General features: G+C 65.3%; 10 protein-coding genes. 6 read left to right on the forward strand and 4 right to left on the reverse strand.

Features of this window, described 5'->3' with window-relative positions; genetic code table 11:
• Positions 1–315 precede the first annotated feature (315 nt).
• Both G6026_RS16820 and G6026_RS16825 read right to left on the reverse strand, forming a co-directional pair.
• Positions 316–726, reverse strand: coding sequence for a hypothetical protein (locus G6026_RS16820; RefSeq protein WP_182613841.1), 411 nt, complete (start codon positions 724–726; stop codon positions 316–318).
• Positions 723–932, reverse strand: coding sequence for a transposase (locus G6026_RS16825; RefSeq protein ID WP_182613849.1), 210 nt, complete (start codon positions 930–932; stop codon positions 723–725). Before G6026_RS16825 ends, G6026_RS16820 begins: the two co-directional genes overlap by 4 nt.
• Before the next feature lie 191 nt (positions 933–1,123).
• Between G6026_RS16825 and G6026_RS16830 the strand changes: the two genes are divergently transcribed.
• Positions 1,124–2,050 carry a hypothetical protein gene (locus G6026_RS16830; RefSeq protein WP_182613842.1) on the forward strand — a complete coding sequence of 309 codons (927 nt, stop codon included), beginning with the start codon at positions 1,124–1,126 and terminating at the stop codon, positions 2,048–2,050.
• Positions 2,051–2,416: 366 nt separating this feature from the next.
• Here the strand turns inward: G6026_RS16830 and G6026_RS16835 are convergent, their stop codons facing one another.
• The gene (locus G6026_RS16835; protein ID WP_182613843.1) at positions 2,417–3,952 is read right to left on the reverse strand and encodes a hypothetical protein; all 1,536 of its coding nucleotides are present in this window, start codon (positions 3,950–3,952) and stop codon (positions 2,417–2,419) included.
• A 933-nt stretch (positions 3,953–4,885) separates the two neighbouring features.
• Here G6026_RS16835 and G6026_RS16840 point away from each other — a divergent pair.
• The gene (locus tag G6026_RS16840) at positions 4,886–6,103 is read left to right on the forward strand and encodes a class I SAM-dependent methyltransferase (RefSeq protein ID WP_182613844.1); all 1,218 of its coding nucleotides are present in this window, start codon (positions 4,886–4,888) and stop codon (positions 6,101–6,103) included.
• 22 nt (positions 6,104–6,125) lie between these two features.
• Here the strand turns inward: G6026_RS16840 and G6026_RS16845 are convergent, their stop codons facing one another.
• Positions 6,126–6,422: a hypothetical protein gene (locus G6026_RS16845; RefSeq protein WP_107756874.1), complete on the reverse strand. Its 297-nt coding sequence runs from the start codon at positions 6,420–6,422 to the stop codon at positions 6,126–6,128.
• A gap of 158 nt (positions 6,423–6,580) precedes the next feature.
• Here G6026_RS16845 and G6026_RS16850 point away from each other — a divergent pair, with 158 nt between their 5' ends.
• The 4 genes from G6026_RS16850 (at position 6,581) to G6026_RS16865 (ending at position 12,808) form a co-directional block, all read left to right on the forward strand.
• A complete protein-coding gene (locus tag G6026_RS16850) occupies positions 6,581–7,933 on the forward strand; it encodes a cytochrome P450 (protein WP_241725845.1) in 1,353 nt (450 codons plus the stop codon).
• A 112-nt stretch (positions 7,934–8,045) separates the two neighbouring features.
• Entirely contained in the window at positions 8,046–9,314 is a 1,269-nt protein-coding gene (locus tag G6026_RS16855) for an alpha/beta fold hydrolase (protein ID WP_182613845.1), read from the forward strand.
• Between the two features lie 111 nt (positions 9,315–9,425).
• On the forward strand, positions 9,426–10,724 hold the full coding sequence (locus tag G6026_RS16860; protein WP_309230136.1) for a carboxylate--amine ligase: 1,299 nt from the start codon (positions 9,426–9,428) through the stop codon (positions 10,722–10,724).
• A gap of 95 nt (positions 10,725–10,819) precedes the next feature.
• Positions 10,820–12,808, forward strand: coding sequence for a hypothetical protein (locus G6026_RS16865; protein WP_182613846.1), 1,989 nt, complete (start codon positions 10,820–10,822; stop codon positions 12,806–12,808).
• Positions 12,809–13,017 lie beyond the last annotated feature (209 nt).

A 13,017-nucleotide genomic window follows, 5' to 3' on the forward strand; every position in this document is an offset into this window, starting at 1 on the left:
TAGCAGCGCGAAGAACGATTCCATGGCGGCGTTGTCGCCGGCCGCTCCAACTCGGCCCATGGATCCGACCATGTCGTGACGGTTCAAGGCGTGCACGAATCTCCGGCTCTTGAAATGGGACCCTCCGTCGGTGTGGACGACACACCCGGCGACGTCACAACGCGGGCCAGCAGCGTTGTCCAGGGCCGCGAGGGCCAAGCGTGACTTCATCCGCGAGTCGATGGGGTATCCGACAATCCTGTTGGAGTAGACGTCCTTGAACGCGCAAAGGTTCAACTTCCACTCATTCGTCCAGTATTCGGTATTGTCACCGATTCAGAATCGGTTCGCGGCCTCAGCGGTGAACTTGTGCCGGGTGCGGCCCTTCTCATCGACCACAGCGCACTGGTCGTCATGGACCGTTGGACTGGGCTTCTTCGCACCACTATTGCGCTTCCCGAACACCGACCACCAGCCATTCCCGGAGCAGTCTTTCCACCCCGTGCGTGCGGTCATCGGCTCAACAGCGTCACGAGCCTCTATCATGAGGAACCGGTACCCGAACTCTGGGTCGCCACGGTGGGCGTCGAAAAGGGCGTTGGCGCGGTAGGCCTCGTCCAGTGCAGACGGCGTGATCGGGCACTTGAGCAAGCGATAGTAGGGATGCTGGGAGATTTTGAGCACCCGACAGGTCACCGTTACGGGGATCCAGTCAGCGGCCAGATCACGGATGAGCGGGTAGCTCATTTTCCCAGTAGATGGGCCTGAGGGAAGTAGGCCGCGGCCCGCCTCAGGACCTTGATTTCTTTCTTGAGGGTCTTAACCCGCTTCTTCGCCTCACGTAGCTCAGCCGTCTGGACTGCGGTGGCGCCGGGGCGTTCAACGTCTTCGAAGTCAGCCTTCTTCATCCACGAGTACAGCGTGGTGTAGTGGATCCCGAAGTCCCTCGCGATCTGGGAGAGCTTGACACGATGAAGTCATCCCTGCCACCACGTCCTAGGCCCGCCACCTCGCTCACGGACAGGCGATTTTTGCCTAGCCCCGGCTGCCTCGAGCACGATCCAATACTGTGATGTGTATGTCAGCTCCCCATAGGACTTCCAAAGAGCCACCGCCGGATCCCCGGCCTACGTGCTTCATAGCGATGCCGATTACCACCCATGATGAGGAGGCGAAGTTCTACGAGGACCCAGATCACTGGGAGCACGTGATTGAAAGCCTGTTCGTAAAGGCTGTGGAAAGAGCAGGGTTTACTGCAATCCGGCCAGCAGCGCAGGGGTCACATTTGATTCACGGTCAGATAATATCCCACCTTAGTAATGCGGACTTGGTACTATGCGATTTAAGTCGGCATAATCCGAATGTTTTTTTTGAACTCGGTGTTCGGACATCTCTGAATCTTCCAGTGGCTTTAGTTAGAGACGACCACACGTCGCTGCCGTTCGATACATCTGGAATTAACACTCACATTTATAGCTCCAGCTTGCGCGGCTGGGAGATTGAAGATGAACAGGAACGTCTAGTCCGTCACATTTCCGATAGCGCCTCAAGTTGCAGTGGCCAAAATCCTTTGTGGCGCCACTTTGGTTTGACTATAAAGGCCAACGAGCCGGACGCTAACGAATCGCCGCTTGAAGCTAAGGTGGATCTTCTTACTGACAGTGTCGCCCAGCTGCGCCACATTTACTTTAACGAACAGAATGCGCGAGAACTGGAAGCGCGAAACGCCAGTTCAATCGCCTATCGCGAATTAATTAATGAGCGCGAAGGAGGTTGGTTTGGCGGCGTGGGGAATGAAAATAGAAAGAAGCGTCCCGATTTGACCGGATTTATGAAGGAAGCCGATCATTATATCGGATTGATGAGTCTCCCTGTAGTCTTGGATTACCATACGGCAAATTCTGTGATCGCAACGTGGGGGGGCTCTCCATCTAGCCCAGAACACCTCAACATATTGGATAAACTTGCGGCGAAAAACGGGATAAAGTTGATTTTCAAAATTCCGCCGTCGGAAAGTGATGTACTGTCCGAGAAAGGTCAACAAGTCAACGAATTTCGAGCTACCGAATAGCGCGTATCGAGAGTTTGCAGATCGCCCCTAGGGCCGCCGGGGAACTGGGTTACTAAGCGGCACTATTAACTCAACGCTTGATGGTGTACGAGCGAGAACGACGGGGTCGCGGCTGGGCCACTGGCTATGATCCGCGGTGGGGTCATCGACAAGTGCCGCTGAGGCGGAGTTCAAACCCGTTTAGTGCGCTGCGGTCAACTGATCCATCGGTGCGGAATGGGTCGGTTCGGGTAATGGCAGCGAGACGGTGACCTGAGTGGCGGTCCCGAGAGGATCTCCAATCCGATGGAGTTGCAGCATCAGCCTTTCACTGGCCGCAACAGTCTGATACCCAAATTCTTAGCATCGCGCATTTCTGCCAGGAAGCTAGGTTTCTGAGTTCTCGAATGAAAGCCATGGCCGGTCTAACCACGGTTCCTCGACGCCATCAAGGTCCCATTCGGCGAAGAATCGATCGTCGTAATCCCTTAGATCAGAGTCTGGTAGGTAGGCGAAAAAATATGGGTCGTCACCCGGCCTGACGACTAGTTGGCCGGAGTTGACTTTCCCTTGCTCCAGATCTTTAAAGGCCGCGACACCGTTCTCAATCCATGACTCGGGATGAACCGCCACGAATTGGCCGAGGTTGAAGTTTCTCCCAGCGATCGGAACCAAGTAGGAGCCAGCCTGCCATCGTGCGTATCGCCTCAGTGTGAGCAGGCTGCGAATTTCTGCAGACGGCTCTACGTCATCGGCAACCTTTGCCGTTACTCCGCGTACCAAAGGTGACGCGACGACATAACCGTCGATCAACAGTCTTGCGACGCGCGCGTGGACCCGATCCAACACGGTGTATCTTTTCGGAAAAGTCATGTTCTGCCGCGTGTACTCGAGAACACAAGCGAGGTCATCCGCGAATTCGAGAATCTCGTCTAGGTCACTGTCTTCCTTAGCAATTGCGCCACCGGGGTGGCCGTATTTAGCTAGGAACCGGCCATCAAGATAGAGTTGAACCTCGCCTGACGTTCTTATCCTCGAAACAGTCCGGAGTAGGTCGGCAACGGCTCGCGCACTAAGCCCCTCAATTCTGCACCCGACTTCAAACGTAGTGGTGCTCGGCGAGGACTGGTAGGTGAACTGCGCTTTCACCGTGAGTCGATCGCTGCAGAACGACAAAACGGTGGTCACGCCCCGAGTGCCACGGTGGACCTTGGTGACCGTCCCCTCCTCGGTCGCGACCGTTTCACCTGACTCAATAAACCGGAGTTCCACAAGCATGCCAACTGCGGGCACGTCATCGGCGGGAATGCTCGTAATCACCAGAAGATCCGGGTCGGGCATATCGCTCATAAGCTTCGGTCCCGACACATCAAACTCTGTGATCGCCGAGCCCGGGATCTCTATGCGCTCTGGCGATCCATATTCGATAGACCGCCGAATTTCTTGGTCTGCCGCAAAGTCGTGTCCGAACGCAGCGGTGAAGGTGATACTGATGGGGCTACGCGTCGCCGCTTCGTCATGCTGCGCTCGCAACGTTTGAATCGTCAAGCCTTCACGCCGCTCGAAGTCCCACGTCCAGTCAGGATCCGTAGCATCGACTAACTCACCAAGAGCGCCTAATCTTCCGGCGAGGTCGCTGGCGGGAGAATCAAGGAACGCTCTTCTTTCCCATTCAAAGACCTCGCGAGTTGCCTTAACGTGATCGAGGGTTAACCATCGATCAACTTCAGGAAATTCGATAAGCATTTGGTCCAGGCCTCCGCGTCCGATCCACTGAACCTTGGGCGCGCGCTTTCCGGCAGGAGTTTCATCTGGCAACTTGCGCAAGAATTGCATCTCGGGGTCGGAGTAGTTTCTGGGCGTGACAAGAATCCAGTCTTGCGGCTCATGCAAGTTGACTGCTCGCTTGAACGACTTCTTCACGTCGGTCCTACGCGGCCTGTGGCCACCGGACATTCCCTCGGGGTAATACTTCAACTGGTAAATAACGTGGCGACCGTCGGGGTAGGTAGCGGACACGTCCCTGCCTCCATCGCCACCTCTGCCATCGAGTATTTCAACTTCGGCCACGCTTCGAAGCTTCCGAAGAAGCAGAGTCTCAACAATTCGGTCGAACCAAGGCTGATTCAGCTTATCCCACTGAATCTTATCGCCGCCCGCCCCACGTCCACCCATCGTCATACCTCTGAGGGTATTGCATGACCGCCCCCACTGGAAAGAACCCGGATGCGGAGTTGGGTAGGTAACTCGGTAGCGTTAGACCGCGTTTGAGCTCAGTTTTGAGGTTCTCGAGACTGTTTGCGCAATCGGGGAATCAACTCCTATTTCACGAAGGGGTACCTCACGGTCTACCGGTGTCGTCCGAACGGATGATGGCGTCCTGATCGGCCTGGATCGTGGTGAGCACATCCCGCATTCGGCCGGTCCGCGCCTGGGACAGGCTCGAGACGAAGGCCGAGAGGTCGTCGGGGCTGACGTGAGAGGAGCCCTCGTCGTCATCGCCAATGGCTTAATCCCAGTAGTCCACGATGCGCCCGCCCCACCCCCGGTACCGCCGGAGATAAGCCACGCCACTCGCATCGGCGAGCGTCGCGGCGAAGAACGGCTCGGCGACCGGCGTGCGCCAGTCCATGAGGAGGGAAGCGCCGCCGAGTCGGTGAGGCCGATGCGGCCCACGCACACAGGCGTGGTCTCGACTCGGTGGAGGCGGGGTCGGCGGTGTGCACCGGGTAAGCCCTGAACGGCGCTACTCTCGTCTCGTCGCCGTGTCGCGTATCCGTGCTTTCGCCATGCCGGCGAGTGCGCGCCAGTTCGAAGGATTCACTTGCTCTCTTACGCCCATACCCTGGACGCGCCATGACGACATTCAGGTGGAACGAGAGCGGCACCCAGCGCATCGGGTTCTGGCGCTCCGAGAACGCCGCACCGGCGCCGAGTGGAATCGTCGTGATCACCGACGACATCGCCGCAGACAAGGCTCTCAGAATCGCCCAGAGAGGATCAAGCCTGCTGTGGCGGGGGGATTTCCAGAACGCCCGGCAGCTCATGCGCGCTCTCGACCGTCGCCTCGAGAAGCGGGCGTCCCGGGCACCGCAGTCCACCGACCCCGGCGAAGTCTTCCTCGCCAACCGGAAGGCGCGCGCGGAGCGTGCGGCGATTCTGGGCAAGATCCTGATCCCCCTGCAGCCCGATTACTCGATCAGCCTGCGCCGAGCGCCCGACGCGCGCGAGGCCTGCGCTCACGCCTACGGGCAGCCGGTCGATCAGCCCGCCGAGGTGTCGAGCGATTCCGTCGGCGAGGAGACTCTCGTCTCGCTGCCCGAGCTCCTCGGCGTGATCAGCGCCTACGAGTGGCACCGCAAGGGGATCGAGGTCGGCGCCCTGGGGGCTCGGATCCATCCCGCCCACGGCGTCTTCGCCCCCACCCGCGACGAGTACATCGACCTGGTCGCCGACGCCTCCTGGCCGCAGGGCATCGACCACCCCGTCGTGTGGGACATCGGCACGGGGACCGGAGTGCTCGCGGCGGTGCTGGCCCGGCGCGGCGCGCGGGAAGTGGTCGCGACCGACATCAACCCGCGGGCCGTGCAGTGCGCCCGGGACAACGTGGATCGGCTGGGGTTGGCGGGCCGGGTCACCGTGGTGCAGGCCGACCTGTGGCCCGATGTCCACGACGAGGCGGACGACGGCGAGGCGGGCGACGACGAGGCGCGCGACACCGCGCGGGCCGACGTGGTGGTGTGCAATCCGCCGTGGATTCCCGGCCGCCCGACCTCGGCTCTGGAGCAGGGGATCTACGACCCTGACTCGGACGTGCTGCACCGCTTCCTCAGCGGGCTCGCCGATCACCTCACCCCGCAGGGCGAGGGATGGCTGATCCTGTCCGACCTCGCCGAACACCTGGGCCTGCGCACCCGCGATGACCTGCTCAGCCGCATCGACGCGGCCGGGCTGACGGTGGTCGGGACGAGTGAAACGACACCTCGGCATCCACGCGCCGCCGACAGTGCCGATCCGCTGCACGCGGCCCGGTCGAAGGAGCGCACCATCCTGTGGCGGCTGGGGCGAGGCTGAGCAGCTCGACGGGTCGGCGCACCTAGCGGGGCCGGCGCCCGCCGAATGCCCAGACCAGGGCATGCGCCGCGAGCAACGGGATGATGAGCACCACCGCGCCCCAGCCCGTGGTGGCGACGGGCATCCAGTCGTCCCACGATGCGCGCATGGCACCGAGAAAGTCCCCGCGCTCGGAATCGGACTGGTCGGACTCCGCCGGCGCTGGCGAGCCGTGCCCGGCGTCGATGCCCCAGGGATCGGCGAAGAGCCCTGCCACGTCCGTGCCGTCCGCCGCGACGTGGAAGTCGGTGGGGCGCGGGGACTGCGACGCGGAGTGCATATCCGGGATTCGATGCCGGGGTCGCGGCGGATTGGGGGCGGTGTCGATCGGTTGGGGAGGTCCTCGTCGTCGTCGCACCAACTGCGGCCACCACCGCATTTCCGGCACGTAGGCTGAACGGCGCCCCGCACGCCACCCGAGGCCGAGGATGCGACGCCATGGACAGCACGACGGACAGGTCGGTTCCCGCCGCGTCCGCAACACGCCTGACCGCCGACGACCGCGCACCCCTGCTCCCGCCCGGGCCCTCGCTGCCCAGGTCGGTCCAGGGCGTGGGCTTCGGCCTCGCCCGGCGCAGAGTGCTCCAGCGGCTTCAGGCGAGATACGGCGACGCCGTCACCGTGCACCTGCCGATCTACGGGCGTGCGGTGGTGATCTCGGACGCCGCGCTGGCCAAGGCACTGTTCACCGCCCCCCAGGAGTCGCTGACCAACATCGACCCCAATCTGGGACGGGTGCTGGGGGAGCAGTCGATGTTCGCGATCGAGGGCACCGACCACCGTCGGCACCGCAAGCTGCTCACACCGCCCCTGCACGGCAGGCGCATCACGGGCTACGAGGCGGTCGTCGAGGAGGAGACCCGGCGCGAACTCGGCTCGTGGGTGGTCGGCCGGCCGTTCGCCTCCCTGCCGTCGATGACCCGCATCACGCTGGACATCATCATCCGGACGGTGTTCGGCGCGCGGGACGACGAGCTCGTCACGCTGCGCCGCGTCATCCCGCCCATGGTGGAGGCCGGTTCGGCGGTGGTCATCACCCCGGAACTGCCGGTGCGCGTGGGGTCGGTGGGCCCGCGCGCTCGGTTCGCCCGCTACAAGACGGAGTACGACGATGCGATCACCGCCCTCATCGCCCGGGGCCGCCGAGACGACCGACTCGACGAGCGCGACGACATCCTGGCGATGATGCTGCAGAGCACCTACGACGACGGCTCGTCCATGACGGACGAGGAGATCCGCGACGAGCTCACCGCACTGCTCGTGGCGGGACACGAGACCACCGCGACGACGCTCGCCTGGGCGCTGGAGCGGCTCAGCCGCAACCCCGCGGTGCTGGATGAGCTGGTCGCCGAGGTCGACGACGGGGGAGCCGGCTACCGGCACGCGACGATCCTGGAGGTGCAGCGCAGCCGGCCGGTCATCGATCTCGCCGGGCGCCACGTGCAGGCGCCGCACCTCGACCTGGGCCCGTGGCGCATCCCGCGCGGGTACAACGTGTTGGTCGCGATCTCGCTGCTGCACGACGACAGCGCGCACTTCGCCCAGCCCGAACGTTTCGACCCGACCCGCTTCCTCGACACCACGCCGCCGCCGGCCTGGCTGCCGTTCGGCGGCGGGACCAGGCGGTGCATCGGAGCGGCGTTCGCGACCATGGAGATGGACGTCGTGCTCCGCACCCTGCTGAGCATGTACGAGATCGTCCCGACCACCGATCGCGGCGAGAAGTGGCACTCCCGCGGCGTCGCGTTCGCTCCGCACCGAGGAGGGCGGATCACCGTCCGGCGTCGGTGAACCGGCGGCCACAGCATCACGAATGATTCGCGCCCGGGACAGAGGTGGGGTGAGCGATGATGGTGGCGGGGATGAGACCAGGGGTGACCAGCGGGAATGGCGAGGTGCGGACATGGCCAGTAACACTCCATCGGATGCGACGACCCCTGCCGTGGATGGCGATGGACGCCCCGACGCACCCACCCTCACCGGACTGGCCTTCTCGGACAGTGGATTCGACGGCCAGTTCCTCCGCGTGCTCGACACCATCCCGTCGGGCGGAGCCGACGTCGGCGAGGCGTTCATCACCGCCCGAAGGATCCCAGAAGGGGACAGGGACGCCTGGAACGCCGAGTGGAACGCGCTCGGCGAACGGATCCTCGCGGATGCGGAGGCGAGCCTCGCCGCCGGCCACCGGGTGAGCGCGCGTGAGGGATTCCTCCGTGCGGCGACGTACTTCCGTATCTCCGGGGTCTTCATGTACGCGCCGCCGATGGATCCCCGGTTCGTCACGGCGAACGCGCGCCAACGGGACGCCTTCCGCCGAGCGGCCGAGTTGACGGACCATCCCTTCCAGCAGATCGCGGTCCCGTACGAGGGAACCGAACTCGACGGCTACTTCGCGACCCCGCCCGGCCCGGGACCGTTCCCCACGGTGATCCTGGTCGGCGGATACGACGGCACGATGGAGGAGACGTACGTCGCCGGCGGCGTCGCTGCATTGCGGCGCGGTTACGCCGTCCTCATGATGGACGGCCCCGGTCAGGGCGCGGCACTGGTCGAGCGCGACCTGCACTTCCGACACGACTGGGAGGCGGTCGTCACCGCTCAGGTCGACTGGCTGGTCGCCCGTCCCGAGGTCGACGCCACCCGGATAGCGGCGCTGGGCCGCAGCTGGGGCGGGCATCTCGCGCCCCGTGCCGCCACCGCGGAGCATCGCCTGGCCGCCGTGATCGCCGACGCCCCGCAGTACGCCCCGGGAGCCAACGCCGCGCTGCTGCTCCCCGAGGATCACCGCGACGACCTGGCCACCGGGGAGGCCGACGACGACCTCAACGCGGCGGTCCGCGCCGGGATGGCGCAGTCGCCGGGACTGGCCTTCTCCGTGGGGCGGGGGATGCTCACGCACGGATGCGCGACCCCCGTCGACTACCTGCGAGACCTGACGCAGTTCACCCTGGACGGCATCGCGGACCGCATCGACTGCCCCGTGCTGCTGACCGTAGGCCAGAACGACCCGCGCGTCCTCGACGCGCAGAGATTCTTCGACGCCCTCACCGCGCCCAAGACGATGATCGAGTTCACCAACGCCGAGGGCGCCGGCGAACACGACGAAGCGGGGGCGGCAGCGTTGTTCAGCCAGCGCGCGTTCGACTGGCTCGACACGGTGATACGTCGGTAGGCCCGGCGGTCCACCTCACCTGGGCGGCCGGCGTCCCCGGCACGTGCCGCTCCCTCTTGGGTAGGTTGGTGGCCCACCAGCCCGCGCCCCGACCCAGGAGGCAGTTACCGCGTGCAGATCTCCACAGCAGACACGACCACCACTGCGGCGGACAGGAGTTCGCTGGCGACCCAGGACGGCAACGAGTCGCGACGCGACCCCTCCAAGGGCTACGTGGCGCTGCTCGGCTGGGCACCGAACGCGGTCGACGCGGTGGACCGGTTTGACCGCCGCTATGTGGTGGTGGCGCCGGACTGGGCCGAGGACTACTGCCGGCAGCACAACATCCCGTTCGTCCCCTGGAACTTCGAGCGACTCAACGACCGGTCCATGGAGATCGCCGAGACCCTCAAGGACATGGGCGTCGACGTGGCGATCCCGCTGTTCGAGGAGACCGTGGAGTGGGCGGGGGCCATCAACTCCATGCTCATGGACAACCCCACCCTGTACGGCCAGTCGCTGCTGCTGCGGGACAAGGCGCTGATGAAGCGCCGCGCCCAGCTCGGCGGGATCCGCGTGGGGATCTTCGAGGAGGCCCACGAGCGCGACGACGTGATCCGCTTTCTCAAGCGCGTCAACCAGACCCTGCTCAAGCTCGACGGCGACCCCAACGACCCCATACACCTCAAGGCCTTCGACAAGGCCGGCTGCCTGGGGCACCGCGTCATCCGCACCCCGGACGAGGTCGACACGATCCCGGACGAGGAGTTCCCGGTCCTCATGGAGTCCCACCTCGACGGCTGGGAGTTCGCGGTGGAGGCCTGGATCCACAACGGGAAGATCGTCTTTCTCAACATCTCCGAGTACGTGACCCTGGGCTACTCGGTGTTCGTGCCGGCCTCGCCGGAGCTGGAGCGCTACCGCCCGGAGATCACGCGGCAGATCGAGAAGCTCATCAAGACCTTCGACATCAAGTTCGGCTTCGTGCACCCCGAGTACTTCGTCACCAGCGACGGCGAGATGTACTTCGGTGAGGTGGCCTACCGCCCGCCGGGGTTCAAGGTCTTCGAGCTGCTCGAGCGCGCCTATGGCTTCAACGCCTACCAGGGCCTGGTGCTCGCGTTCGACCCCAAGACCACCGAGGAGGAGATCACGTCGTTCTTCCCGCGCGAGGTCGTCGACGCCACCGGTCACGCGGGCTGCTTCGGCGTCTACCCGCGGCGGCGCGTGGTCTCCACGCTCGAGATCCCGGAAGAGACCGAGGACCACGAGTACTTCGAATCCCACGAGCTCACCGCACCGCTCGAGGAGACCGTCACCAAGCGGACCGCCTTCGGCACCCACTGGGGGCTTGTCTACTTCTTCGGCGACGACGCCTACGAGATGCGGACCCTCCTGGCGCGCCAGGAGGAACTCGACTTCTACGTGTGACGGCCATCCGGTCCGACGACGTGGGTACGGTACCGAGGGCGGGCACCGTCGCCCGTGGATGTGGAGAGTGACACCAAGTGGCCGACGATGAGCCAGTGGCCGACGATGCGCCCACCGCGACGCGAGTGCTCGACAAGCGGGTGGCCTCGCTCGTCGACGCGACCAGGGCCCTCGCCGAGGCAGGAGACGTCGGCAAGACCACGCCGAAGCGGCGCGTGCTCGACGGCCTGCGCCTGGTCCTCCTCCAGGACGGCGGTGCCCGGGCCGTGCAGTCGATGGCCCGGGAGCTCGAGTCCGCCGGACTGTACGAGGGGACGGACTGGGCATCGCCGAGTTCACTGGTTCCGGCGCTGAGCACGGGGTCGCTCCGCAGCCCCAACGCCGACACGGCCGTGATGGAGATCGTCAGCGACCTGCGTCTGGCCGCGGTGGCCCGGGGCGACTACCCGCACCCCGATGTGTCGGCCGAGCAGGCCCTCCAGCACCTCAAGGAGGTCCTGGCCACCAACGCCGCGTTGCTGTTCACGGCGGCCACCGAGGCGGAACGGGTGCAACAGGGCCGGATGGCCAAGGTGACCCGCACGTCGTTGGCGCACATCGCCGGGGAGATCGGCTACGACAGCGTCCTGGACCAGCTGGTCGAGGAGATCTGGCGGATCCTGCGCCAACGCCCGATCCAGGTCGACCACATCAAGGAGACCATCACCCAGCTCGCGGTGGCACGCCACGACCCCGAGGTGGACACCAGCAGCGGTGGCTTCGGCGTCGACCGGCTGATCAGCAGCATCTACGGCACCACCGAGGCCAGCCGGGAGGACCCCGGGGTGGACGTTTACCGCTCCCGCCTGGAGTCCATGGACGAGGGGGCCCTGCAGTACGAGGCCGCCGGGTTCGCGCGGTCCATGCACGACACGGGCCTGGTCTCGGCGTACCACCCCGTCCTGCTGCGGTTCCTCCGCGAGAAGGGCAGCTTCCTGCTCAGTGAGGCCCTCGGCCTGTCGAGCACCGGTCGCGAGAGCCTGCTGTGCTTCCACGGCCTGGTCGATGCGCTGATCGACGCCGCCGTCCATCCCGAGACCGCGCAGTCGGTCTACGGACTGGCGTTGCTGCTCGAGCGCGGCATCCTCTTCCAGCCGGCCGTCGGGCCCGCGCTGTGGCGGCTGCTGGCTCTACCGCTGTCCGGCTACGCGAACGAGCGTCTGGCGCTGGCCTACGGTCCGGCCCGGCCGGGACGGATCTGGCTGCTGGCCGGGACCCTGTCGATGCTCGGCCAGCCGCTCGGCGTGGGGCAGGGCGACAACCCCACCTGCCAGTCCGCCCGCGCACTGTCGATGTGGGCGTACAACGATCCCGACTACCTGCTGCAGACCATCGCGTGGGCGGCGCGGGACAACGAGGTGGTCATGCACTTCGAGGGCCGGCCCCTGTCCTCCCGCGAGCTCGAGGCGGGCCTGGCGGAGACCCTGCCCGTGGACCTCGACCCGGTGTCGCTTCTGGTGGTGCCGCACCTGGACCGCATCTACGCGGAGATGGGCCGGCTGTGCAGCGATCGCGCGGGCGACCCGCATCGCTGGGTCAACCCCGAGTTCCATGGTTGGTGGGCTTCTCGCGGATTCCGCATCAACGTGGACGTGGAGTCCGGCCGGCTCACCGACCTCGAGGACTTCGTGCGGCACTTCTACGGCAGCTACCACCCGTTCCACAACGGGAACCAGCCCCTGATCCACCCGCAACCCGCCGGCGTCGCCGTCACCGACAGCTCGGGCCGGTTCGTGGGCTGGCACGCCATCACGATCCTGCGGGTCGCGCTGGACCCCGACGAGACCATGCGCGTCTACTTCTTCAACCCCAACAACGACAGCGGCCAGGACTGGGGCAACGGCGTGGTGGTGAGCACCGCCGGCAGCGGGGAGCGGTTCGGCGAGTCGTCGCTGCCGTTCGAGGAGTTCCTCTCCCGCCTGTACATCTTCCACTTCGACGCCCTGGAGCCGGGTGAGACCGACACCGTCTCCGCCGAGGAGGTCGCCCGGGTGACCGACCTGATCCACGGGAGTTGGGGCGCGGATCGGTTGCCCGAGATCTGAGGCCGCTGTGGCTCGCGGTGCTGGTGTGAGCCTTGAGGGCCCCGTGCCGGCCGCCCGGCTCCGGGACCGGGCGCCTCGGTGGCGTGCTCCCGGACTTGCGCGTCCGGAATGGACCATTCAGGGCGCGTAAGTGGGGTGAGGGCGTGCCAAGGGGGCGCGCAAGCCGGAGAGGGCGCGCAACCCCCGCGGTGAGGGCGTGCCAAGGGGGC

It is taken from the genome of Dietzia sp. DQ11-38-2 (assembly GCF_014145055.1).
Lineage (GTDB): Bacteria > Actinomycetota > Actinomycetes > Mycobacteriales > Mycobacteriaceae > Dietzia.